The following is a 22,474-nucleotide window of genomic DNA, read 5'->3' as shown; positions in this document are numbered from 1 at the left end:
CAGCTTGAGGCTTGCAGCTGCTACGAAGTAGCCCGACTTGCCGCGAGGGTAATCGACACTGACTCGGCGAAGCGCAAGGCGTGCGGCTTGTCGACTTCGACCTCGGCGTACAGCACCGACTCGTTGGCCATGACCAGGTCGAGCAGTTCCTGGGTCAGGCGTTCGAGCAAGGCGAATCGGTTGCCCTCCACATGGGCGATGATTGCCTTGGTGATGGTGCGGTAGTTCAGGGCGTGGTCGATGTCATTGTCGCGCACTGCCTCTTGGGCTGCGTAGAGGATGGTCAGGTTGATCAACACATCCTGCTTGTTGAGGATCTCGTCCTCGTTGATGCCAATGAACGTACGCAGGCGCAGGTCCTTGACCTTGATGCGCGCCATGGCGGGCTGAAGTTGTGGCATTTATTGGCTCCGTCGAATCAATTGCAGGAACTCCTGGCGCGTGGTGCTGGACTCGCGAAAGGCGCCGAGCATCACCGAGGTGTTCATCGTCGAGTTCTGTTTTTCGACACCGCGCATCATCATGCACATGTGCTGGGCTTCTATCACCACCGCAACGCCGGCGGCCTGGGTGACCTGCTGCACCGCGTCAGCGATTTGCCGGGTGAGGTTTTCCTGGATCTGCAGGCGACGGGCGAACATATCCACCAGCCGGGCGATCTTCGACAGCCCCAGGACCTTGCCCGTAGGAATATAAGCCACATGGGCCTTGCCGATGAAGGGCAGCAGGTGATGTTCGCACAATGAATAGAGTTCGATGTCGGCAACGATCACCATTTCATCGCTGTCGGAGGCGAACAGGGCGCCGTTGACGATCTGTTCGATGCTCTGTTCATAGCCATGGCAAAGGTACTGCATGGCCTTCGCGGCCCGCACCGGTGTATCAAGCAGGCCTTCGCGTTCCGGGTCTTCGCCCAGGCCGATCAGGATCTCGCGGTAATGCTCGGGCGACAGGGCCATTGCGCTTCCTCGGTACAGGATTATTTGATGTGCCGCCCACCGTTGACGGTCAGGGTCGTGCCGGTGACGTAGGGGTTGTCCAGCAGATAACGCAGGCTCTGGTAGATCACTTCACTGCCCGGCTCGAAACCCAGCGCGGATTTGGCCAGAGCCTTGGCCCGATAGGCTGCATCGTCGTCGGGATTGAACAGTAGCAGGGCCGGGGCGATACCGTTGACCTTGATGGCGGGTGCGTATTTCGCCGCGAAAGAAAGCGTGAGGCTTTCCAGGCCAGCCTTGGTGGCGCAATAGGCGATGTGCTTGCTGCTGCCCTTGCGCGTCACGTCATCACTGATGTGCACGATATCCGCCGGCACCGAGCGCCGCAGCAGCTCGGCGCACTGCAGGTTGATCAGGTAAGGCGCGAGCATGTGCACGCCAAACATCGCGCCGAAGGCGGCCGCCTCATCGCCTGGGGTTTCGGCAAGCCAGGCCGAGGCGTTATGCACAATGGCGCGTAGCTGGTCGGTGTGCTGCTTGAGTTGTTCGATGAAGGCGAGGATTCCCGCTTCACTGGAAAAGTCGGCAAACAGCATCGTGGCCCCTGAGTCCCGTAGCGTCTGCACGCCCGGGCGTTCGGTGCGATAGGTGGCGATGACCGGTTGCCCGTCTTCCAGCAACCGACGGGCGCAGTGCAGGCCGACACGCTGGGCTGCGCCGGTGATGAGGATCGGAGCGGTAGGCATGGAGCGGCTCGGTTTGCGGCGGAAAAGCAAAACTATAACAGTGCCGGATGCCGTGTACCTATTGGCAACCGATCCAGTGAATGCATTGCCAATTTCACTGTGGGAGCGAGCCTGCTCGCGAAGGCGTTGGTCCAGCTGGATTCAATTTGGCTGGCACGCCGCTTTCGCGAGCAGGCTCGCTCCCACAGGGACACCTCTTGAAGCTGATGGCATGCTGTATCAATGATTCTGCGTCGCCGGCACTGGTCGTTGTGGTGCGCCAGCGAGCCAGTTCGCCAGCAAGTGGGTCGATAAGGGGATAAACAGATAAACCATCAACGGCGTCAGGATGAGCGTGCTGATCAGCACCCGGCTCAACATGCCCAGTTCACCCAGTAATGGCCCCAGCAGGAAATTGAACAACAACGAAACCGGAAAAAACGCCAGCCAGATAGCCACCGCCTGTTTCCAGCGCGGCGGGCGCTGGTTGACGGCGCCGAACCAACCGTCGATGCCCCGCACTCGATGTTCGGAGGGATGGGCAAACAGCTCGCTGCCGCGTCCCAGCCAAGCCGTGCGCGAGGCCGAATGTTCCCATGCATGCAGGGTCTGCTCATCGGCGAAACGGAAGATGATCTGGAATTCGTCGTCTTCGGGCGGCGGCGCAAGTACGCCTGAGCCCAGGTAGCCGGGGAAGTCGGTCGCCAGTTGCTCGCCTTCGCGCAACCAGGCGATCAGGTCCTGATAGCGGCCATTGGCGACGCGGCGGGCAACCATCAACGTGACGGGTGAGGCAGACATTTTGTATCTCCATGTTACGGCTGCGGCACTCCGGGTAGGAGATTCGCTTGAAGAACGGCCCCAGGGTAAGGGGCGGCGTTCGATGCCTGAAGGCAAGCAAGGATTATTCCTTGTAGCGCAAAAAACAACAAATTCGAATATGGTTCGCCATCTCCCTTGTAAAGACATCCCCGGTGAGGAGTAAACTGGGTTCCAATTGGAGCCGGGTAAGCCTTCGGAATGAGCGTGATCATCGAAGAGAACCTTGCGTTTCAGGCCGCCATGGCTTTGAAAAGCGAGGAGTTGTTTCCCATCCGCGAAGTGGCGCGGGTGACTGGCGTGAATCCGGTGACCTTGCGCGCGTGGGAGCGGCGCTACGGCCTCATCCAGCCCACACGCACCGAAAGCGGGCACCGCCTGTATTCATTGAGCGATATCGAAAAGGTTCGCAGCATTCTCGCCTGGATCGAACGCGGGGTAGCGGTGAGCAAGGTGGGAAAGATTCTCGCCAGGACCGAGTCGGTGCAGCCAGCCTCCAGGTTCATTTCGCCCGATCTGGTGCGCGCCGATTACGCCCAGTGGCAACAGCTCGTGGCTGACGCAGTCGGCAACTTTGACGATGTGGAGCTGGATCGGGTCTATGGACAGATTTTTTCCAGCTATACGGCACCGGTCGTCTTCCAGGACATCCTTATGCCGCTCTGGCGAGCATTGCTCCAACGCCAGCATGAGTTCGGGCAGACCAGTGAGTGGCTGTTTTTCGACGGTTTCTTGCGCTCGCGTGTCATGCAACGCCTCTTGCTGAAGCGCGACACTTCGTCGCGCCGGGTCCTGGTCAGCGCCATAGCCGGCCAATGCCGGGAATTGGAGTTGCTGGTCACGACGCTGTTCATCTCCAAGGCCGAGGTGGGTGTCAGGGTCATGACTGTCGGCCAACCCTTTGACGAATTGACCCTCATTTGCCAGAAGATCAAGCCTTTGGCGCTCGTGCTGGTTTCCAATCATGCGCCGGCCGCGGAGCTGCCCAAGCGGCTGAACAGGCTGGCGATGAGCCTCGATTGCCCGGTCATGCTCGCCGGTGATGCATCAGACCTGGCGCAGGAAAGCCTGGCGGGCTCTTCAATTGCCTGCCTGGGAAATGAAGGCATGCTGATGCGCCAGCGCTTGCGTCAATTTCTGGCGGGCAACCTGGACACTTGAATGGCTTGCTAGGGTTTGTACGAAAAGTCGCGCAGGCACTTTTCGTACAAAGCCTAGAGGTGCATCGCCGGATGGGTCAGACGATGTTGCTGGAGGATGTACTGACGCAGGCGCTCGGTTTCGTCCTGGTCATGCTGATTCAGATGGTAGGCATACAGGCCCTGATCGGTTTCCCGTTCGAACGTACCGCGAAGCGAAATTCTCTCGTAGCCTGAAGGGCTGAACCACAACGCGAACTGTTTTGGCGGTTTGGTGCGGTTGCGAATTTCCAGCAGAACGCCCTTGCAAGAGACCTCATGCACCCATAAAGGACCTGGCTGACCCTTGGCATTTTCCAGCGCAACCGGTGCCTCGAGCGTCAGGCGCCATGGGCGCACCTTAGGTCCGTCCTCATAGATACTCGGCACACCCAGGCGCAGGTGCATGGCATGGAATTCGTCTTCCACCAGATGCAACGGAAAGGTCATCTGCTGGTTTTCGAAATTGGCTTGTAACGTGACCTGCTCGTTTGCCGCCAGGCGCGTCAAAAGATCACGGATCTGCGACCCACCGTTTACCAGCAAGCTCGACGTGACATCCCGCTCGTTCAACTGCGGGCTGTGCTGCATGGTCCGGATGAAATCCAGCTCATCCTGGGTAAGAAGGGCGTCGCGCTGCATACGGTGCTCGAAAAATATGTACGAGTTCACGGTGATTGTAGTGACTGACCATTAATTCGCCGTTTTGTTTGCGCCGTTCGTCGCATCCAGGCGCGCAATCGTCTCCCGTGCTTCAGCCAACTCCTTTTCGAGCTGGGCGATTCGCTGTTGAGCCTTCATCTGGATTGTCACGTCCTTCTGCACACCGACGAAATAAGTGTGCCCGTCAGACTGGTTTTTCACGGTCGACACCGACAACTCATTCCAGAACAGCGTGCCGTCCTTGCGATAGTTGCGAAGGACCTGTCGGCATGATCCGCCTTGCTTCAAGGCCATGCGGATATGCGCCAGGGCCGGTTGATCGCGATCGCCGGACTGCAGGAAACGGCAGTCCTGGTAGAGGATCTCGTCGCGGCTGTAGCCGGTCAGCCGTTCAAACGCCGGGTTTACATAAATCAGGATATTGTCTTCGTCGCCTTCCTTTTCGGCGATGACGATCCCGTCGTTCGAAGCGCTGATCACCAACTGCATCAAGTGAGCATTAATCATGAAGCCTCCAGCAATGGTCATCCCTGCGTGCGCTGCATTCTAGAAGAACCCTGGGAGATGTCCACTTGCCATTATCGGTTGTTGAGAATCAATCCCGGCATCACTGTTCAGCCTGCTAACATTGCGGCTCTTTATTCCGCTTCAGGATCAGATTGATGAAAGTCGCCATCCTTTCCGGCTCCGTATACGGCACTGCCGAAGAAGTCGCCCGGCATGCCGCCAAATTGCTTGATGACGCCGGTTTCCAGACATTCCACAATCCGCGGGCAACCCTGGCGGATATCCAGGCGTTTGGCCCGCAGGCGTTGCTGGCCATAACGTCCACTACCGGCATGGGTGAGCTGCCGGACAACCTGATGCCATTGTATTCGACGATTCGCGACCAATTGCCCGCGTCGTTTTGCGGCCTGCCCGGTGCGGTGATCGGCCTCGGGGATGCCAGCTATGGCGATACGTTCTGCGGTGGTGGCGAGCAGATGCGCGAATTGTTCGCCGAGCTGGGCGTCCACGAGGTGCTGGCCATGTTACGCCTGGACGCCAGTGAGAGTGTGACGCCGGAAAGCGATGCCGAGCCCTGGCTGGGCGAATTGATCGCTGCATTGCGCCATTGATGGAGGAGCGGCCGGCACTGATCGCGGATGTTCGCCTGATGACCCGCTCGGTCAGTAAGCTGGCTGCCAATGCAACTACCGGCCCTGGCGGAGCTGACTAGACTGGTTTTCTGTTCATGGAGGTTGGATACGCCTCCACCATAACAAGAAGCCAGAGGTCATAACCGTGAGCGTGACGCCCATTCAATCGACACCCGGCATCAAGGACCAGGTCAGCGCCGCGGAATGGCAAACCCGCGTCGATCTTGCCGCCTGTTACAGGCTGGTCGCGCTGCACGGCTGGGACGACCTGATCTTTACCCATATCTCCGCCAAGGTCCCCGGCACCGAAGATTTCCTGATCAACCCGTTCGGGTTGATGTTCCATGAAATCACCGCGTCGAGCCTGGTCAAGGTCGACCAGGCCGGCAACAAGCTGATGCCCAGCCCCTATGAGATAAACCCGGCGGGTTACACCATTCACAGTGCGGTGCACGAGGTGCGGCACGATGTGATGTGTGTGTTGCACACCCACACGGCCGCCGGTGTCGCGGTATCGGCGCAAAAACAGGGCGTGCTGCCGATCAGCCAGCAATCGCTGTTCGTGCTGTCGAGCCTGGCGTATCACCCTTACGAAGGGGTCGCCCTCAATCCTGAAGAGAAGGCCCGCCTGCAAGCGGACCTGGGCGACAGTAATTTCCTGATGCTTCACAACCACGGCCTGCTGACCTGTGGCGGCACCATCGCCGATACCTTCCTGATGATGTTCATTTTCCAGCGAGCCTGTGACATCCAGGTTCTGGCGCAGACCGGCGGCGCCGAGTTGATCGCCATCGAGCCTCAGGTGCTGGCCGGTGCCCGGGCGATGGTTGCCGGGGTGACCCGAAGCGCCCAAGGCATGGGGGGCGCGCTGGCCTGGCCGGCATTGCTGCGCAAACTCGATCAGCAAGATCCGGGTTATAAAAGCTGATGCCCATGGTCCAGATTCCGCTGCGTATCTGGCGCCAGCGCGGACAGACCTTCATGTTTCGGGGTCACGCTATCCGCTATTGGGTGGCGGGCCACGGCGAGCCTCTGCTGTTGATCCACGGGTTCCCGACCGCCAGTTGGGACTGGCATTACCTGTGGCAGCCGCTGGCACAGCGTTACCGGGTGATCGCCTGCGACATGCTCGGTTTCGGTGACTCCGATAAACCCGTGGATCACGCCTATAGCCTGTTGGAGCAGGCCGATCTGCAGCAAGCGTTGCTGACGCATTTGAATGTGACGCAGGGAGTTCATGTGCTGGCCCACGATTATGGCGACAGCGTGGCCCAGGAGTTGATTGCCCGGCACAGCGAGGCGCGCGCCGACGTCGCCAGTTGTGTCTTTCTCAATGGTGGACTGTTCCCCGAGACCCATCGTCCGGTGCTGATGCAAAAGTTGCTGCTCAGCCCCTTGGGGTGGCTGATAGGCCGGGCCTTCTCCAGGGACGGGCTGGTGAAGAGTTTCCAACGGATTTTCGGCCCCAGGACCTGCCCGACCGAAAGCGAGATGGATGATTACTGGAGCCTCGTCGAAACCCATCACGGGCCCCGGATCATGCACAAACTCATCGCCTATATTCCCGAACGACGGGTGCAACGCGACCGTTGGGTGCAGGCGATGCAGCGCGACGAAGTGCCGTTGCGGGTCATCGACGGGGCAATCGATCCGATTTCCGGTGCGCACATGGTGGCGCGTTACCGAGCCTTGATTCCGAACGCCGACACGGTGCTGTTGCCTGACATTGGCCACTATCCACACACCGAGGCACCTGTTCAGGTACTCAAGCATTACCTGGCATTTCGCGAAATCATCGCGGCGCCGATCAGGCAAATGGCCTGTTCATGACCGATTGCCTGGCATCATCCCCTCACCTTATCGCCCACCATTCACTCTGAGCCCAGTTGATTGTGGCCTGCCGACTTGTGCCGGACACTCGTGCCAATGTCCTATCGGCCTGCTGGAGTTCTGCCCATGAGTGAATCTGTGCGCTTCGAAGATAAAGTCGTGATCGTCACGGGAGCCGGCGGCGGCCTTGGCCGCGCTCATGCGCTGCTGTTTGCCCGGCAGGGCGCACGCGTGCTGGTGAACGATCTCGGCGGCTCAGCGCAGGGGGAGGGCGCCAACGCCTCGGCAGCGGATCGGGTGGTGGCTGAAATCCGTGCCGCCGGTGGTATTGCCGAAGCCAATCATGACTCGGTCACTGACGGCGACAAGCTTGTGCAAAACGCCCTCGACGCGTTCGGCAGGGTGGATGTGGTCGTCAATAATGCCGGTATCCTGCGCGACAAGACCTTCCATAAGATGGACGATGCCGACTGGGACCTGGTTTACCGTGTCCATGTCGAAGGTGCCTATAAAGTCACCCGCGCCGCCTGGCCGCACCTGCGCGAGCAGAACTACGGACGAGTGATCTTCACCGCCTCCACGTCCGGCATCTATGGCAACTTCGGCCAGTCCAACTACGGCATGGCCAAGCTTGGCCTGTACGGCCTCACTCGCACCCTGGCTATCGAAGGTCGCAAGAACAACATCCTCGTCAACGCCATCGCCCCCACCGGCGGCACCCGTATGACCGAAGGCCTGATCCCGCCGCAGGTATTCGAACAACTCAAACCTGAACTCGTCAGCCCGCTGGTCGTGTACCTGGCCAGCGAAGCCTGCCAGGAAACTTCCGGATTGTTCGAAGTAGGCGGCGGCTGGATGGGCAAGGTGCGCTGGGAGCGCAGCCTCGGTGCCGGCTTTGATCCGCGCGAGGGGTTTTCACCCGAGGACGTCGCCGCTCACTGGCAGCAGATTTGCGACTTCGAAAACGCAGTCCACCCGAACGACAACCTGGAAGCTTTGAAAGAGATGATGGCGAACCTGCAGCGTCACGCCATTTGAATCGGGTCCCTGGGCACGTTATCGCCAAGCGCGGCACCGCGCTCAGGGGAAGTACTTCTGCACCAGGGCCGCGAGATTCGCAGCGGTCTCCATGTCCATCACACCGTCATGTTTCGCCGGGCGAAAATGCAGCTGGAAGGCGCGGACCAGGCGTTGGAACCCGGTACTTGTTGACGCAGCCGAGGTGTCATAACCGTATCGTTTGAACCACCCGATCAGTTGTTCGCGAGGGGGAATTCCATCGGCTTGGTATGCCTGTATAAAAGTTTCTTGCGGGGCGTCATCAAACCAGGCGCCAATACCCTTGAGATACAACGCATGCCACGGAAACATCGGGCCAGGATCACTCTTGCGCCCGGCGGCGATATCCGAGTGCCCCACCACGTTTACCGGACTGATTTCCGGATAGCGTTTGAGGATATCCGTTGCCAGGTATTCGATCGCCTCGATTTGCTGGGGCGCATAAGGCGGAAAGGTAAATTGCCCTTGGTTGTCCGTCGCCAGGTTGACGATTTCGACGCCGAGCGAAGTGTCGTTCAGGTTGCTGCGATTACCCCAACTGCTCACCCCGGCATGCCAGGCCCGCTGGCGCTCGTCCACCAGATTGAAAATCTGCGGCTCCTCGAAGCCCGCCTTCAAATAGGTAGGGTCGGCAAAATCCGGGATGAGGTAATGAGCACTCACGGACGGGCCGGTCAAAGCGTTTATCGAAGAGGCGAAGTTGCCCGCGGTGTAATGGAAAACTAGAAAGCGAACGCGACTGTTGTAGCCTTTTTTTGAACGATGGGTTGTGTTGTTTATTAGCATTATCAAATAACTCACTGGTTAATAATCGAAGCGAAGCGCTGCGATTGAATTTCAGCGTAACAGTGGATATTTGAGGCGTACGTAGTTGGCTTCTGGCTTTGTTGTAGGAAGAGACGGCAAAAAATAGTGTCGTTAAAGTTTCATCGGTAAATATTGCTCAAGTTATGTAGGAAACAAGAAAGTCCCCCCGCGGAAATAACCCGGAAATAAAAAAGGCCGCTGCAAAACGCAGCGGCCTAAACGTGACGTTGTAAAGGAGCTACAAATCAACGTCAGTGGACACGGGGACGATGGATTGATGCGCAATCCATCCGAATGACGGTGCGCCAGGCGCGAGGGACGCCTGGCGGCTTGCGCTTGCAGGCCCGTTGTCCTGCAAGCCCGGCCAGCATAGGGATTGGACGTTTTCGGAAACAGCCCGGATCCCGACATGCACTGTTGCAGTGCATGCAACAGTGCAAAAGCAGCGATGAAAATGCACGCCGTTGATAACCTCTCATCCAGTCCATTCATGCACCACGCAAAGGCCCGGCCCGCAAGGGCTGTCATCCCTTGGAGGTACATCGCGAATACCCCCTTGGTGCGCTTATCGCCCATGACGTGGGGCAGTAGGGTGGAGGCTCTGTCACTCACCGGGGAAGACGCATGACAACAATAACAATGCGCGCCATCTTCAAGCCGCAGGCGCTGGCCGTCGCGGTGGCCTTGGGTTGCTGTGCCCAGGCGCAGGCCGTTTCATTCAACATTGGCGAAATCGAGGGGCAGTTCGACTCCTCGCTGTCGGTTGGCGCGAGCTGGGGCATGCGCGATGCCGACAGGGATCTGGTCGGCACCGTCAATGGCGGTACGGGCCAGTCTTCCACCGGTGACGACGGCCGATTGAATTTCAGGAAAGGCGAGACCTTCTCGAAAATCTTCAAGGGCCTCCATGACCTCGAACTCAAGTACGGCGACACCGGCGTGTTTGTCCGTGGCAAGTATTGGTACGACTTCGAGCTCAAGGACGAAAACCGCGAGTTCAAGGACATCAGCGACAGTAACCGCAAGGAGGGCGCCAAGTCGTCGGGGGCGCAGATCCTCGATGCCTTCGTCTATCACAATTATTCCATCGCCGATCTGCCGGGCACGGTACGCGCCGGCAAGCAGGTGGTCAGTTGGGGCGAAAGTACCTTCATCGGCAACTCCATCAACAGCATCAACCCGGTGGACGTGTCCGCGTTCCGTCGCCCGGGTGCGGAGATCAAGGAAGGCCTGATCCCGGTCAACATGCTGTTCGCCTCCCAGGGCTTGACCGACAAGCTCACCGTCGAAGGTTTCTACCAACTGGAGTGGGACCAGACGGTTGTGGACAACTGCGGCACTTTCTTTGGTAACGATGTGGTCGCCGACGGTTGCACCGATGGCTATACCGTAGGCAGCCCGGCGATTGCACCTTTCGTGCCGTTGACCAACGCGTTCGGCCAGGGCATCCAGGTGACCAGCGAAGGCGTGGTCATTCCCCGTGGCGGTGACCGCGATGCGCGGGACTCCGGCCAGTGGGGCACGGCGTTGCGCTGGCTCGGCGATGACACCGAGTACGGCCTGTACTTCATGAATTACCACAGCCGCACGCCGACCGTTGGCACCACTACGGCGGGGCTCTCTACGCTGGCTGCGCTGCCGGGGATGGTCGCGACTGCAAACGCCATCGCCCCTGGCAGCGGCGCGGGCCTGGCGCAAAGCGTGATGTTGGGGCGCGGTGGGTATTACCTCGAATACCCTGAAGACATCCGCCTGTACGGCGCCAGTTTCTCCACCACGTTGCCGACTGGCACGGCGTGGACCGGCGAAATCAGTTACCGCCCCAATGCACCGGTACAGGTCAATACCAACGACCTGACCCTGGCCTTGGTGAACCCGATCGCCGGAGGCGCCGCGTCACCGATCGCCACTTCGCCGGGCGCGGACAACACTGGTTACCGCCGCAAGGAAGTGACCCAGGTCCAGAGCACCCTGACGCACTTCTTCGACCAGGTGCTGGGCGCCGATCGCCTGACCGTGGTCGGTGAGGCCGCGGTCGTCCACGTCGGCGGTCTCGAATCGAAGGACGAGCTGCGTTATGGACGCGATTCGGTCTACGGCCAGTACGGCTTCAACGGCGACACCGACGGTTTTGTCACCTCGACCTCCTGGGGTTATCGCGCCCGGGCGATTCTCGACTATTCCAACGTTATCGGCGGGGTGAACTTCAAGCCCAACCTGTCCTGGTCCCATGACGTGGCCGGCTATGGACCCAACGGTTTGTTCAACGAAGGCGCCAAGGCGGTCAGCGTGGGCGTCGATGCCGATTACCGCAACACGTACACCGCCAGCCTGAGCTACACCGATTTCTTCGGCGGCGATTACAACGTTCTCGAAGACCGCGACTTCCTCGCGCTGAGCTTCGGCGTGAACTTCTGATCTGGCTGACAAGGAAAACCCAATGCGCAAGATGATCCTGCAATGCGGTGCCCTGGCCCTGAGCCTGCTGGCCGCGAACGTAATGGCGGCGGTCTCGCCGGAGGAAGCGAACAAACTGGGCACCAGCCTCACCCCGCTGGGCGCGGAAAAGGCTGGCAACGCCGATGGCTCGATCCCGGCCTGGACCGGCGGTATCCCGAAGAACGCCGGTGCCGTGGACAGCAAAGGCTTCCTCGCCGACCCGTTCGCCAGTGAAAAACCGCTGTTCACCATCACCGCCGCGACCGTGGATAAGTACAAGGACAAACTCTCCGAAGGCCAGGTCGCGATGTTCAAGCGCTACCCGGAAACCTACCGGATCCCGGTCTACCCGACCCACCGCAGCGTTGGCCTGCCGCCGGAGATCTATGAGGCGGCCAAACGTAGCGCACTGAACGTGAACGCCATCAACGACGGCAACGGCCTGGCCAACTTCACTGGCAACCGCTACTACGCGTTCCCGATTCCCAAGACCGGCGTGGAGGTGCTGTGGAACCACATCACCCGCTACCACGGCGGCAACCTGCGGCGCGTCATCACCCAGGCCACACCGCAGACCAACGGCAGCTTCACGCCGATCCGCTTCGAAGAAGAGATCGCCGTGCCGTTCCTGATCAAGGACGCCGATCCGGAAAAAGCCAGCAACGTACTGACTTATTTCAAGCAAGAGGTGACGGCCCCGGCGCGCCTGGCCGGTAACGTGTTGCTGGTGCATGAAACGCTCGACCAGGTGACGGAGCCGCGTCTGGCATGGATCTACAACGCCGGCCAGCGTCGCGTGCGTCGTGCCCCACAAGTGGCCTATGACGGCCCGGGCACCGCTGCCGACGGCTTGCGTACTTCCGACAACTTCGACCTGTTTTCCGGCGCCCCGGATCGCTACGACTGGAAGCTGGTAGGCAAGAAGGAAATGTACATCCCGTACAACAGCTACAAACTCGATTCACCGAGCCTCAAATACGATGACGTGATCAAGGCCGGGCACATCAACCAGGACCTGACGCGCTACGAGCTGCACCGGGTTTGGGAAGTAGTGGGTACGGTCAAGCCCAGCGAGCGGCACATCTACGCCAAGCGCCACATGTATATCGATGAGGACAGCTGGCAAGCGGCACTGGTGGACCACTATGACGGGCGCGGCCAGTTGTGGCGCGTGGCCGAAGGGCATGCCCAGTTCTATTACGACCATCAGAACCCGGGCTACACACTCGAAGCGCTCTACGACATCATCGCTGGCCGCTACATTGCCCTGGGGATGAAAAACGAAGAGAAGCACGCCTACGTCTATGGGTTCGAGGCTCGGGCAGCCGACTACACGCCGGCAGCGTTGCGGTCGAGCGGGGTTCGCTAGATCGTCTTGGCAGAATACCCGTGGCGAGGGAGCTTGCTCCCGCTGGGCCGCGAAGCGGCCCCAAAGCCCTCCAGACCCTGAGCAAAACCAATGACCGACAGCTGAGCTGCCGGTCATTTTTTTATGAGCAGCAATCAGCGCGCTGAATATTTCTCCTAAGGTGCTCGACACAGGTCTAGGGTGATGGAACAACAATAAAAGGGACCTTGCACAATGACCGCCATGACCCCGTGTCCGGACCGTCCCGGGCTGCTGCCGCGCCTGTCTTCGACGCATGTGCCACGCCGGTCCTTGAGCGAGTCGTTGCTGGCTTCCGAGGCGCGGGTAAAGCTGCTTTACGCACCGGCGGGCAGCGGCAAGAGCGCGTTGTTCGCTGAATGTTTCCTGCAAGCGCCCCCGGGCTGCCGGCTGCATTGGCTGCCGCTGGGGGGCGCGGCGATGGATGTCGCGCAATTCTGTGAGTGCCTGGCCCAGGCCCTCGGATTGCCGGTGGTCGATGAGGCGAGCCTGTTGGCTCACCTGGCACGGTTGCAAACCCCGACATGGTTGTTTCTGGATGATTATTGTCGGGTGCCCAATCCGGCACTCGACCAATTGCTCGACCGCTTGCTGAACACCAGCAGTCCGGCGCTGCATCTGTGGCTCAATGGCCGTCGCCGCCCGCACTGCAATTGGCCGCGCTTGTTGCTGGACGACGAGCTGCACGAGTTCGACGCGCAAGCCCTGGTTTTTACCGCCGAGGATGTTCAGCAATTGCTCGGGCATTTGCCCGGCCCACTGGCAGCACGCACCGCCCGCGAGGTGGTTCAGCGCAGTGGTGGCTGGTGTGCCGGGGTGCGCTTCGCCTTGCTCGAACGTTGCGAGTGGGCGCGGAGCAACGCTTCGTCGGGGCGTGCCGGGACTTTGCCCGACTACCTCGAATATGAATTGTTTGGCGCCTTGTCCCCGGAGCTGGCGCAGGCCTGGCGCGTGCTGGCGCATTTGCCGCGCTTCAATGCCCGGCTTTGCGAGCATCTGTTCGGCGATACGGTGGGGGCCGAATGCCTTCCCTTGCTGCTGGACCTGGGATGCTTCATCGAGCCGTGGGCGCAGTCTTCGGAATGGATGCAGATTTTCCCTCCGCTGGCCCGCCTCGTGCGTGACGAGCCCTGGCCCCAGGCGCGCTCCTGGCACCGGCGGGCCTGCCAATGGTTCGCCGCCGAGCAGGATTGGCCGATGGCATTCGAACAGGCCATGCAAGCGGGGGAGTTCGAGACGGCCGTGAGTGTCCTCCAGCATCTGAATTTCGAGCATGTCTTGCAGGGCAACAACGTCCAGCTGTTATTGAGCCTGCATGACCAGCAGGACGAGGCGTTGTCCCTCGATACGCCGCAATCGGTGGGGCTGGTTACCGCAGCCTTGCTCTGCGCCGGACGTTTCGCCGAGGCCGAGCGGTGCATCGAGCAATTGGGCAGGTTCGCGCCACAGCCGCTCGCCTGCCGGCAGCGAGAACTGATTGCCCGCTGGCAAGTCTTGCGTGGTTGGCTGCTGCATCTGGACGGCGAGGGCGAACCGGCGCGTGAGCATTTCCTTCAGGCCGAAGCCGGCCTCGAACCGCACGCCTGGGCCCTCAAGGTGCTGTGCCTGATCGGCCAGACGCAGCAGGCACTGCTCAAAGGTGAGCTGGCGTCCGCGCAATGGATCAACCGTCAGGCGCTGTGCCTGGCCCGGGCTCATGGCTCGCTGGTGTTCGAAGGATTGCTGGAACTGGATCACGCCCAAGTGCTTGAGCAACGCGGCGCGCCCCATCGGGCGGATCATTTGTTGAGCGCCGTCCAGGTGCTGCTCGACAGGCCAGGCCAGGATTTTTCCGCGTTGCTGGGACGTATCGCCCTGCGACGTGGGCGCCTGGCGTTACGCATGGGATCTGACGAGCAGGCTGCCGAACACTTTCAGGCCGGCCTGGAGGCGGGCCTGCGCAGCCAGGACAAACAAGTGCTCTACGGCTTTCTCGGCAAGGCTTGCCTGGCGGCCAACCGGGGTGACTATGGCGAAGCCTTCATGCAGCTGCGCGACGCCGAGCGGATCATGCAGCAGCGACACATCCCCGACACGGTCTATCGCGGCGTGCTGCTGCAAACCAGCTGTCAATTCTGGTTGCAGCAAGGGCGCCCGGAACTTGCCCATGAAGTCTTGACCCGGGTCTTGCGGCATTTCCACGGGCCGCAGGCCAAGCAGGCGCCGCCAGCCACCCTGGAACTGATTCCGCGCCTCGAGTATCTGCTGGTGCTGGCCGAGGTCTACCTGCATCGGGCGCATGAGCCGCAGGCTCGCCTGCAGGCGATGATCGCCCAGGCACGACAGCGCGAAATGCACGCATTGGAAACGGAGTTGCAGTTGGCGCTGGCGGAGGTCGTCTGGTTGTCCGCCGATCGCACCTCTCTTGGCTCGATCGCGCCGGAGGCGCTCAAGCAAGTGGCCTGTTGGCGGGCGCAGCAAGCCTTGGGTGAGCTGCGTATGCGCCAGCCTGAACTGGTGCACTGGATGCAATCTCAGGAGCGGATCGAGCTGCCGGGACGCGCGGTGGAAGAAACGCTGCTCAGCCAGCGCGAACTGGAAGTACTGGAACTCATTGCCCAGGGCCATTCAAACCAGCAGATCGCCGAGCGCCTGTTCATCTCGCTGCATACGGTGAAAACCCATGCGCGGCGGATCCATAGCAAGCTGGGCGTACAGCGGCGGACACAAGCGGTCGCAAAAGCGAAAAACATGGGCGTGATGAGTTAGCGAATATCTTGCTGGGCTCATGACCCTGAGTCATACCCCATTCGCCGGCTCACGGCCCGGGTCGCGGTCAACAGGCGCTGCGCCGCCGGGCCGTTTTCGTCGGCGTGGAACAGCGATGTCGGACCCACAATGGTCATGACTGCTGCCACCTGGCCCATGGCGTTGAAAACCGGTGCGGACAAGGCATCAATGCCGGGCATCAACAAGCCATGCACATGGTGCAGGCCGCGACTGCGGATCTGCCCCTGCAAGGCGGCATAGACATTGTCATCGGCCAAGGCGTGGTCAGTGGCGTCGCGCACCTCCTGTTCGCGCAGCTCGATGGTTTCGCGCTCCGGCAGGTAGGCACTGAAAACCAATCCCGTGGATGAGCTGAGCAACGGCAGGACCGAGCCCAGTTGCGTCACCACGGTCACGGCCCGCACGGCGGGTTCGATCCGCACGACGGTCGCGCCGTGATTGCCCCACACCGCGAGAAAACAGGTTTCGTTCAAGTCGTCGCGCAGTTCGGCCAAGGGCAGGGCGGCCACTTGCAGCACATCCATGCCGTTGAGCGCCGCCAGCCCTACGCGCAAGGCTTCGCGGCCCAGACCGTAGTGGTTGGTTGCGCTGTTCTGTTCGGCGAAGCCACTCGCGATCAAGGCTTGCAGGTAACGATGAACCTTGCTGGCCGGCATCTGCACATGTTCGGCCAGGCGTGACAGCGAGGTGGAAGGGGACAACTCGGCCAAGGCCTTGAGGATGTCGGTGCCGACCTCAGCGGAGCGGACTTTCTGTTTACCGTTGCTGGGCGGGTTTTCCATGGAGGTTCTGGTCCGGAAGCGAATGGGCGTCTTTATAGCTTGACGGTGGTCGCCGAGCAAATTACGTTATGCGTAATCAAATTACGATAAAAATAACCCGGTGCGCCCAGGCTCCTCCACAGAGCGACGGGACGCATCCAGTCCTGTATTCAGGAGGCTCCATGAACCTCGATTCCACGGCGTCGGACCTGGCTTACCAGTCTGGCTTCGGTAACGAATTCGCCAGCGAGGCGCTGCCCGGCGCACTGCCCGTTGGCCAGAACTCTCCGCAGAAGGCCCCGTACGGCCTGTACGCCGAACTGTTTTCCGGCACCGCCTTCACCATGGCCCGCAGCGAAGCGCGGCGAACCTGGATGTACCGCATCCGTCCTTCGGCCAACCACCCGGCCTTCGCCAGGTTGGAACGGCAATTGGCCGCAGGCCCGCTGGGTGAGGTGACACCCAATCGCCTGCGCTGGAGCCCGTTGCAGATCCCTGCGGAGCCCACCGATCTGATCGACGGCCTGGTCCAGATGGCGGCCAATGCCGGTGCGGACAAACCCGCCGGTATCAGCATCTATCACTACTGCGCCAACCGCTCGATGGAGCGGGTGTTCTTCAGTGCCGATGGTGAGTGGCTGATCGTGCCGCAACTGGGGCGGCTGCGCATCGCCACTGAGCTAGGTGTGCTGGAAGTGGCTCCGCTGGAAATCGCTGTACTGCCTCGGGGGCTGAAATTTCGCGTCGAACTGCTCGATGCGCAAGCCCGCGGCTACATCGCCGAGAACCACGGTGCGCCGTTGCGCCTGCCAGACCTCGGGCCGATCGGCAGCAATGGCCTGGCCAATCCAAGGGATTTCCTGGCCCCGGTCGCCCATTACGAAAACCTCGTGCAACCGACCACGCTGGTACAGAAGTTCCTCGGTGAACTGTGGGCCTGCGAGCTGGACCATTCGCCGTTCGACGTGGTGGCCTGGCACGGCAACAATGTGCCATACAAATACGATCTGCGGCGATTCAACACGATCGGCACGGTCAGCTTCGACCACCCCGATCCGTCGATTTTCACCGTGTTGACTTCGCCGACCAGTGTCCATGGCCTGGCGAATCTCGATTTCGTGATTTTCCCGCCGCGCTGGATGGTTGCGCAAAACACCTTCCGTCCGCCGTGGTTCCATCGCAACCTGATGAATGAATTCATGGGCCTGATCCAGGGTGCCTACGATGCCAAGGCCGAGGGCTTCCTGCCGGGCGGCGCGTCGCTGCACAGCTGCATGAGCGCCCACGGCCCGGATGGCGAGACCTGCACCAAGGCGATCAATGCCGAGCTCAAGCCAACAAAAATCGACAACACCATGGCCTTCATGTTCGAGACCAGCCAAGTGCTGCGTCCCAGCCGTTTCGCCCTGGACTGCGCACAATTGCAAACTGACTACGACGCCTGCTGGGCCTCGCTGCCGGTCACTTTCGACCCGACCCGGAGATAACCCATGACCCAAGTTTCCCCTACCCTCAGCTGGGTTGTTTGCGCTAATGGTCATCCCGACTTCCCGCTGCAGAACCTGCCGCTGGGCATCTTCAGTGTCGCTGGCGAAGCTCCCCGTAGCGGCGTGGCGATTGGTGAGCGGATCTTCGATCTGCAGGCCGCGTTGCAGGCGGGCCTGTTTGACGGCAAGGCGGCTGAAGCCGTCGAGGCCATGCAGGGCGGCCAGTTGAACGCCTTTTTCGACCTCGGCCGCGAAGCCCGGGTTGCCCTGCGCGAAAGATTGCTCGAACTGTTGCGCGAGGACAGCCCCCAGCGGGACGCGATCCAGGCCCAGGGCGCGCGGTTGCTGCCGCTGGCGGCGGACTGCCAGATGCACCTGCCGGCGAAAATCAATGACTACACCGACTTCTACGTAGGCATTGAGCACGCGCAGAATGTCGGCAAGCTGTTTCGGCCGGACAATCCGCTGCTCCCCAACTACAAATACGTTCCCATCGGTTATCACGGTCGCGCTTCGACGGTTCGCCCGTCCGGTACCGATGTGCGCCGTCCGCAAGGCCAGACGCTGCCGCCCGGCCAGGCCGAACCGATCTTCGGCCCGTGCGCGCGGCTGGATTATGAGCTGGAGCTGGGTATCTGGATCGGCAAGGGCAACGCCCTGGGCGAGCCCATTGCCATCGGCGATGCGGCCGAGCACATCGGCGGTTTCTGCTTGCTCAACGATTGGTCGGCCCGGGATATCCAGGCCTGGGAATACCAGCCGCTGGGGCCTTTCCTGTCGAAAAGTTTCCTCACCAGCGTATCGCCGTGGGTGGTGACGGCCGAGGCTCTTGAGCCGTTCCGTCGCCCGCAGCCGGCACGCCCGGAAGGCGACCCCCAGCCGCTGCCGTATCTGCTGGACAAGCGTGACCAGGCTGGCGGAGCCTTTGATATCGAACTGGAAGTCCTGCTGCTGACCGAATCCATGCGCGAGCAGGGCCTGGCGCCTCATCGCCTGACCTTGAGCAACACCCGGTACATGTATTGGACCGTGGCGCAAATGGTCGCGCACCACAGCGTCAACGGTTGCCAATTACAGGCCGGCGATCTGTTTGGCTCGGGCACATTGTCAGGGCCTGAAAATGGTCAGTTCGGCAGCCTGCTGGAAATCACCGAGGGCGGTAAAAAGCCGATCGAACTGGCGTCCGGCGAAATCCGCAAATTTCTCGAAGACGGTGACGAAATCATCCTGCGCGCCCGTTGCGGCCGCGAAGGTGCCGCCTCCATCGGTTTCGGCGAATGCCGCGGCAAAGTCTTGCCGGCGCATTGAGGGGGCGGCATGGAGCTTTACACCTACTACCGTTCCACGTCGTCTTACCGGGTGCGCATCGCGCTGGCGCTCAAGGGCCTGGATTACCGGGCCCTGCCGGTCAACCTGATCGCGCCGCCCGGGGGCGAACATCGCCAGCCGGCCTACCTGGGGATCAATCCCCAGGGGCGGGTACCCGCGCTGCGTACCGATGAGGGCGCTTTGCTGGTCCAGTCTCCGGCGATCATCGAGTACCTGGAGGAACGTTATCCACAGGTGCCGTTGCTCAGCCGTGACCCCGTGCTTCGCGCACATGAGCGTGGCGTGGCCGCACTGATCGGCTGCGACATCCATCCACTGCACAATGTCAGCGTGCTCAACAAGCTCAGGCAGTGGGGCCACGACGAAGCGCAGGTGACGGAGTGGATCGGGCACTGGATCAGCCAGGGGCTGGCCGCAGTGGAGCAGTTGATTGGCGAAGACGGCTATTGTTTCGGCGCGGCGCCAGGCCTGGCGGACGTTTACCTGATCCCGCAGCTGTATGCGGCCGAGCGCTTCAATGTGTCGTTGCAAGAGTATCCACGAATCCGCCGGGTGGCGGCGTTGGCGGCAGCCCATGCGGCGTTCCAGCAAGCGCATCCGGCGAGTCAGCCTGATACTCCCTGAGTCGCCCCTGTGGGAGCGAGCCTGCTCGCGAAGGCGGTGGGTCAGACGCTCTGATAGTGAGGCCGCCTGCTTCATCGCGAGCAGGCTCGCTCCCACAGGGTGTGTAATGGGCCGCCGGGGCTCAATGCACAATCGTATTCGGTGGCAGATGCCCCAATCGCTCGGTCAGCCGGATCCGCTGGATCGGGTCATCACTGAGCATCAATGCATGTTCGAGATCGAAACGCTCGGCGTTGGGGCAATCGAGTCGCTGGTAGAGGCTGGCGCGGGCCAGGTAGTCGGCGGCGCTGGCGTTACCCAGTTCCAGCACCCGTTCGGCATCGACCAGCGCGGCGATGTAGTCGTCGTTGGCCAGATGCAGTTGCCTGAGATTACGCGACAGCCGCTGGAGCATCTGCATCGGCTCGGCGCAGACCATGTGCTCGGCCTTGAGCGGCAGGTTGGCGCCGTATTGGCGATGCAGCAAGTCCCGGCAGTCATTGGGGTACAAGCGGCGACCGCCGCAGGGGTCGAGCAGGTGGTCCGCGCCAGGTACGCGCAGCAGGAAATGGCCGGGGAAATTGACGCCGGTCATCGGGATTTCCAGGCCCTTGGCCAGTTCCAAGGCTATCAGGCCCAAGGCCAGCGGTTGCCCTCGCTTGCGGACCAGGACCTTGTCCAGCAGCGCCGCGCCAGGCCGTAGCGGCGTAGCGTCGTCCTGGGCGAAACCCAGATCATTGAGGCGTCGAAGCAGGGGCTGGCCCAATTCGCTGACAGGCATCATAGGCAGGCCGTGGCTGACTTTCTGCTGCAGCTCCCTGAAATCCTTCAATAACGCTGGCACGTCCACTTCACGATCATGCTCGGCGGCGATCCACAGGGCTGCTTCGAGCAGTGCGGGTGGCGAGCGGTGCAGACAGTCAAAAAAGGCTTGGCGCGGTTTCATCACAGTCTCCGGACTATGCCTCGTTTTAGCTCTGCCACGAGGTTTCGTCCAGTCTCGCAAAGAGGGGGTAGCCGGTTATGCCGAAAAGACTGACGATCATGCGGCGTTATTCCGGCGTGCTCCTGCAATTTTCAATTGCGCGCCTATACTGGCGAGACAGACAAAAAAGTGATTCGGGAGCCTGTCGATGTTTGCTCTCATGCAAAGCTCCCGCCTTGAATCGCTGCACTTGAGCGTAGACCCGGCAACCGGGTTGAAGGCGGTGATTGCCATTCATTGCAGCCGTCCTGGGCCTGCACTGGGTGGCTGTCGTTATCTTTCCTACCCCGACGACGAAAGTGCCGTGGCCGACGCCGTGCGCCTGGCCCAGGGCATGAGCTACAAGGCCGCGCTGGCCGGCCTGCCCGTGGGCGGGGGCGTGGCGGTCATCATGCGTCCGGCACACGTCGAGAGCCGTGCGGCGCTGTTCGAAGCCTTCGGCCGCTGCATCGAGCAACTGGATGGTCGCTACATTACCGCCATCGACAGTGGCACATCGGTGGCGGACATGGACTGTATCGCCCAGCAGACTCGTCATGTCACCAGCACCACTGCCGCGGGAGACCCGGCGCCCCATGCGGCCATGGGGGTGTTCGCCGGGATCCGCGCCACGGCCATGGCTCGCCTGGGCAGCGACAACCTGGAAAGCCTGCGGGTGGCCATCCAGGGCTTGGGCAATGTCGGTTATGCGCTGGCTGAGCAACTGCATGCGGCGGGCGCCGAACTGCTGGTCAGCGATATCGACCCCGGTAAAGTGCAACTGGCGATGGAGCAACTGGGCGCCCATCCCATCGCCAACGACGCACTGCTCAGTACTCCATGCGACATCCTGGCTCCCTGCGGCCTCGGCGGGGTACTCAACAGCCAGAGCGTGGCGCAACTGCGCTGCTCGGCCGTTGCCGGCTCGGCGCATAATCAGTTGAGCAACCTGCAAGTCGCCGACCAGTTGGAAAGACGCGGGATCCTCTATGCACCGGACTACGTGATCAATTCCGGCGGCCTGATCTATGTTGCCTTGAAACACCGCGGCGAAGAGCTGCCGACCATCACGGCGCATCTCGCCAAGATCGGTGCCCGGCTCACGGAAGTCTTCGCCCATGCCCAGGCCGAAAAACGCTCACCGGCCAGGGTGGCTGACGAGCTCGCGGAGCGTCTGTTGTACCGATAAAAAAAGATCGCAGCCTTCGGCAGCTCCTACACCGTGTCGGAGCTGCCGAAGGCTGCGATCTTTTTGATCATTCGTCCGACGGATTGAGCAGTTCGGACAACGCGTCTGGCTGGCTCTTGAATGCCTTGGCGAACACATCGCGATTCTTCGCCATGTAGATGCCGGCTTCCTCCACCTGTTGTTCGCTCAGCGATGGAACGGCTTTTTGCAACACTTCGGCGAGCAATTCAGCGAGTTCCAGCATTTTGTCATGACGGTCAGCTTCGGCTTTATCCATGAACAATCGCTCCAGATCTCGGCTGCTGCGGTATACCACTTCGACGGCCATTCACCACCTCACATGCCTTCACATTGGTTTTGTCTGTGACTACTGTATTTATATACAGGC

At 61.0% G+C, this 22,474-nt stretch carries 22 protein-coding genes; 12 read left to right on the top strand and 10 right to left on the bottom strand.

What is annotated here, in order from left to right:
- Positions 1 to 20: 20 nt before the first annotated feature.
- The 4 genes from folX to J3P94_RS23090 form a co-directional block, all read right to left on the bottom strand.
- Positions 21 to 401 (bottom strand): dihydroneopterin triphosphate 2'-epimerase, encoded by a 381-nt coding sequence (gene folX / locus J3P94_RS23105; protein ID WP_025211888.1) that lies wholly within the window; start codon positions 399 to 401, stop codon positions 21 to 23.
- On the bottom strand, positions 402 to 959 hold the full coding sequence (gene folE / locus J3P94_RS23100; protein ID WP_434569779.1) for a GTP cyclohydrolase I FolE: 558 nt from the start codon (positions 957 to 959) through the stop codon (positions 402 to 404).
- Positions 960 to 979: 20 nt separating this feature from the next.
- Positions 980 to 1,684 carry a dihydromonapterin reductase gene (folM, locus tag J3P94_RS23095; protein ID WP_434569778.1) on the bottom strand — a complete coding sequence of 235 codons (705 nt, stop codon included), beginning with the start codon at positions 1,682 to 1,684 and terminating at the stop codon, positions 980 to 982.
- A gap of 219 nt (positions 1,685 to 1,903) precedes the next feature.
- Entirely contained in the window at positions 1,904 to 2,464 is a 561-nt protein-coding gene (locus tag J3P94_RS23090) for an antibiotic biosynthesis monooxygenase (protein ID WP_434569777.1), read from the bottom strand.
- A 219-nt stretch (positions 2,465 to 2,683) separates the two neighbouring features.
- Here J3P94_RS23090 and J3P94_RS23085 point away from each other — a divergent pair, with 219 nt between their 5' ends.
- Complete coding sequence (locus tag J3P94_RS23085; RefSeq protein WP_434569776.1) at positions 2,684 to 3,643, top strand: MerR family transcriptional regulator; 960 nt, start codon at positions 2,684 to 2,686, stop codon at positions 3,641 to 3,643.
- A gap of 53 nt (positions 3,644 to 3,696) precedes the next feature.
- On the opposite strand, the gene J3P94_RS23080 is transcribed toward J3P94_RS23085, so the two are convergent.
- Positions 3,697 to 4,302 (bottom strand): hypothetical protein, encoded by a 606-nt coding sequence (locus J3P94_RS23080; protein WP_305496748.1) that lies wholly within the window; start codon positions 4,300 to 4,302, stop codon positions 3,697 to 3,699.
- 51 nt (positions 4,303 to 4,353) lie between these two features.
- Entirely contained in the window at positions 4,354 to 4,830 is a 477-nt protein-coding gene (locus J3P94_RS23075) for a PAS domain-containing protein (protein WP_434569775.1), read from the bottom strand.
- Positions 4,831 to 4,985: 155 nt separating this feature from the next.
- Here J3P94_RS23075 and J3P94_RS23070 point away from each other — a divergent pair, with 155 nt between their 5' ends.
- The 4 genes from J3P94_RS23070 to J3P94_RS23055 all read left to right on the top strand — a co-directional run bounded on the left by J3P94_RS23070 (position 4,986) and on the right by J3P94_RS23055 (position 8,330).
- The gene (locus J3P94_RS23070) at positions 4,986 to 5,441 is read left to right on the top strand and encodes a flavodoxin (RefSeq protein ID WP_434569774.1); all 456 of its coding nucleotides are present in this window, start codon (positions 4,986 to 4,988) and stop codon (positions 5,439 to 5,441) included.
- A gap of 166 nt (positions 5,442 to 5,607) precedes the next feature.
- Positions 5,608 to 6,390 carry a class II aldolase/adducin family protein gene (locus tag J3P94_RS23065; RefSeq protein WP_434569773.1) on the top strand — a complete coding sequence of 261 codons (783 nt, stop codon included), beginning with the start codon at positions 5,608 to 5,610 and terminating at the stop codon, positions 6,388 to 6,390.
- Positions 6,390 to 7,292 carry an alpha/beta fold hydrolase gene (locus tag J3P94_RS23060; protein WP_434569772.1) on the top strand — a complete coding sequence of 301 codons (903 nt, stop codon included), beginning with the start codon at positions 6,390 to 6,392 and terminating at the stop codon, positions 7,290 to 7,292. Before J3P94_RS23065 ends, J3P94_RS23060 begins: the two co-directional genes overlap by 1 nt.
- A gap of 126 nt (positions 7,293 to 7,418) precedes the next feature.
- Positions 7,419 to 8,330 (top strand): SDR family oxidoreductase, encoded by a 912-nt coding sequence (locus J3P94_RS23055; protein WP_434569771.1) that lies wholly within the window; start codon positions 7,419 to 7,421, stop codon positions 8,328 to 8,330.
- Positions 8,331 to 8,372: 42 nt separating this feature from the next.
- Here J3P94_RS23055 and J3P94_RS23050 read toward each other — a convergent pair whose 3' ends face one another.
- Positions 8,373 to 9,137: an N-acetylmuramoyl-L-alanine amidase gene (locus J3P94_RS23050; RefSeq protein ID WP_434569770.1), complete on the bottom strand. Its 765-nt coding sequence runs from the start codon at positions 9,135 to 9,137 to the stop codon at positions 8,373 to 8,375.
- 645 nt (positions 9,138 to 9,782) lie between these two features.
- Between J3P94_RS23050 and J3P94_RS23045 the strand changes: the two genes are divergently transcribed.
- The 3 genes from J3P94_RS23045 to J3P94_RS23035 all read left to right on the top strand — a co-directional run bounded on the left by J3P94_RS23045 (position 9,783) and on the right by J3P94_RS23035 (position 15,732).
- Complete coding sequence (locus J3P94_RS23045; protein ID WP_305496736.1) at positions 9,783 to 11,576, top strand: DUF1302 domain-containing protein; 1,794 nt, start codon at positions 9,783 to 9,785, stop codon at positions 11,574 to 11,576.
- A 22-nt stretch (positions 11,577 to 11,598) separates the two neighbouring features.
- Positions 11,599 to 12,966, top strand: a complete 1,368-nt coding sequence (locus tag J3P94_RS23040; protein WP_305496735.1) for a DUF1329 domain-containing protein — start codon at positions 11,599 to 11,601, stop codon at positions 12,964 to 12,966.
- A gap of 213 nt (positions 12,967 to 13,179) precedes the next feature.
- A complete protein-coding gene (locus tag J3P94_RS23035) occupies positions 13,180 to 15,732 on the top strand; it encodes a LuxR C-terminal-related transcriptional regulator (protein ID WP_434569769.1) in 2,553 nt (850 codons plus the stop codon).
- Positions 15,733 to 15,749: 17 nt separating this feature from the next.
- Here the strand turns inward: J3P94_RS23035 and J3P94_RS23030 are convergent, their stop codons facing one another.
- A complete protein-coding gene (locus J3P94_RS23030) occupies positions 15,750 to 16,535 on the bottom strand; it encodes an IclR family transcriptional regulator (protein WP_434569768.1) in 786 nt (261 codons plus the stop codon).
- Between the two features lie 161 nt (positions 16,536 to 16,696).
- Here J3P94_RS23030 and hmgA point away from each other — a divergent pair, with 161 nt between their 5' ends.
- From hmgA to maiA, 3 genes are read left to right on the top strand one after another with little or no spacing between them, the layout of a single operon-like run.
- Positions 16,697 to 18,001 carry a homogentisate 1,2-dioxygenase gene (gene hmgA, locus J3P94_RS23025; RefSeq protein WP_434569767.1) on the top strand — a complete coding sequence of 435 codons (1,305 nt, stop codon included), beginning with the start codon at positions 16,697 to 16,699 and terminating at the stop codon, positions 17,999 to 18,001.
- 3 nt (positions 18,002 to 18,004) lie between these two features.
- Complete coding sequence (gene fahA / locus J3P94_RS23020; RefSeq protein WP_434569766.1) at positions 18,005 to 19,309, top strand: fumarylacetoacetase; 1,305 nt, start codon at positions 18,005 to 18,007, stop codon at positions 19,307 to 19,309.
- 9 nt (positions 19,310 to 19,318) lie between these two features.
- On the top strand, positions 19,319 to 19,954 hold the full coding sequence (gene maiA / locus J3P94_RS23015) for a maleylacetoacetate isomerase (protein WP_434569765.1): 636 nt from the start codon (positions 19,319 to 19,321) through the stop codon (positions 19,952 to 19,954).
- Positions 19,955 to 20,075: 121 nt separating this feature from the next.
- Here the strand turns inward: maiA and J3P94_RS23010 are convergent, their stop codons facing one another.
- On the bottom strand, positions 20,076 to 20,879 hold the full coding sequence (locus tag J3P94_RS23010) for a SirB1 family protein (protein WP_434569764.1): 804 nt from the start codon (positions 20,877 to 20,879) through the stop codon (positions 20,076 to 20,078).
- 187 nt (positions 20,880 to 21,066) lie between these two features.
- On the opposite strand from J3P94_RS23010, the gene J3P94_RS23005 reads away from it, so the two are divergent.
- Positions 21,067 to 22,086 (top strand): Glu/Leu/Phe/Val dehydrogenase dimerization domain-containing protein, encoded by a 1,020-nt coding sequence (locus tag J3P94_RS23005; RefSeq protein ID WP_434569763.1) that lies wholly within the window; start codon positions 21,067 to 21,069, stop codon positions 22,084 to 22,086.
- Positions 22,087 to 22,153: 67 nt separating this feature from the next.
- Here J3P94_RS23005 and J3P94_RS23000 read toward each other — a convergent pair whose 3' ends face one another.
- Positions 22,154 to 22,414, bottom strand: coding sequence for a YebG family protein (locus J3P94_RS23000; protein ID WP_003205410.1), 261 nt, complete (start codon positions 22,412 to 22,414; stop codon positions 22,154 to 22,156).
- Between the last annotated feature and the right edge of the window lie 60 nt (positions 22,415 to 22,474).

This window comes from Pseudomonas sp. Z3-8, from assembly GCF_051131975.1.
Lineage (GTDB): Bacteria > Pseudomonadota > Gammaproteobacteria > Pseudomonadales > Pseudomonadaceae > Aquipseudomonas.
The sequence above is the reverse complement of the archived record's forward strand: the minus strand, read 5'-3'. Positions and strand labels throughout refer to the sequence as shown.

Excerpts from the sequence above, each read along its gene's own strand:
- J3P94_RS23005 (WP_434569763.1), top strand. The coding sequence starts at position 21,067 with ATGTTTGCTCTCATGCAAAGCTCCCGCCTTGAATCGCTGCACTTGAGC.
- J3P94_RS23070 (WP_434569774.1), top strand. The coding sequence starts at position 4,986 with ATGAAAGTCGCCATCCTTTCCGGCTCCGTATACGGCACTGCCGAAGAA.
- folM (WP_434569778.1), bottom strand. The coding sequence starts at position 1,684 with ATGCCTACCGCTCCGATCCTCATCACCGGCGCAGCCCAGCGTGTCGGC.
- folX (WP_025211888.1), bottom strand. The coding sequence starts at position 401 with ATGCCACAACTTCAGCCCGCCATGGCGCGCATCAAGGTCAAGGACCTG.
- J3P94_RS23050 (WP_434569770.1), bottom strand. The coding sequence starts at position 9,137 with ATGCTAATAAACAACACAACCCATCGTTCAAAAAAAGGCTACAACAGT.
- J3P94_RS23075 (WP_434569775.1), bottom strand. The coding sequence starts at position 4,830 with ATGATTAATGCTCACTTGATGCAGTTGGTGATCAGCGCTTCGAACGAC.
- J3P94_RS23045 (WP_305496736.1), top strand. The coding sequence starts at position 9,783 with ATGACAACAATAACAATGCGCGCCATCTTCAAGCCGCAGGCGCTGGCC.
- folE (WP_434569779.1), bottom strand. The coding sequence starts at position 959 with ATGGCCCTGTCGCCCGAGCATTACCGCGAGATCCTGATCGGCCTGGGC.
- maiA (WP_434569765.1), top strand. The coding sequence starts at position 19,319 with ATGGAGCTTTACACCTACTACCGTTCCACGTCGTCTTACCGGGTGCGC.
- J3P94_RS23080 (WP_305496748.1), bottom strand. The coding sequence starts at position 4,302 with ATGCAGCGCGACGCCCTTCTTACCCAGGATGAGCTGGATTTCATCCGG.
- J3P94_RS23000 (WP_003205410.1), bottom strand. The coding sequence starts at position 22,414 with ATGGCCGTCGAAGTGGTATACCGCAGCAGCCGAGATCTGGAGCGATTG.
- J3P94_RS23055 (WP_434569771.1), top strand. The coding sequence starts at position 7,419 with ATGAGTGAATCTGTGCGCTTCGAAGATAAAGTCGTGATCGTCACGGGA.
- J3P94_RS23040 (WP_305496735.1), top strand. The coding sequence starts at position 11,599 with ATGCGCAAGATGATCCTGCAATGCGGTGCCCTGGCCCTGAGCCTGCTG.
- J3P94_RS23085 (WP_434569776.1), top strand. The coding sequence starts at position 2,684 with ATGAGCGTGATCATCGAAGAGAACCTTGCGTTTCAGGCCGCCATGGCT.
- J3P94_RS23030 (WP_434569768.1), bottom strand. The coding sequence starts at position 16,535 with ATGGAAAACCCGCCCAGCAACGGTAAACAGAAAGTCCGCTCCGCTGAG.
- J3P94_RS23010 (WP_434569764.1), bottom strand. The coding sequence starts at position 20,879 with ATGAAACCGCGCCAAGCCTTTTTTGACTGTCTGCACCGCTCGCCACCC.
- J3P94_RS23035 (WP_434569769.1), top strand. The coding sequence starts at position 13,180 with ATGACCGCCATGACCCCGTGTCCGGACCGTCCCGGGCTGCTGCCGCGC.
- J3P94_RS23090 (WP_434569777.1), bottom strand. The coding sequence starts at position 2,464 with ATGTCTGCCTCACCCGTCACGTTGATGGTTGCCCGCCGCGTCGCCAAT.
- fahA (WP_434569766.1), top strand. The coding sequence starts at position 18,005 with ATGACCCAAGTTTCCCCTACCCTCAGCTGGGTTGTTTGCGCTAATGGT.
- hmgA (WP_434569767.1), top strand. The coding sequence starts at position 16,697 with ATGAACCTCGATTCCACGGCGTCGGACCTGGCTTACCAGTCTGGCTTC.
- J3P94_RS23060 (WP_434569772.1), top strand. The coding sequence starts at position 6,390 with ATGCCCATGGTCCAGATTCCGCTGCGTATCTGGCGCCAGCGCGGACAG.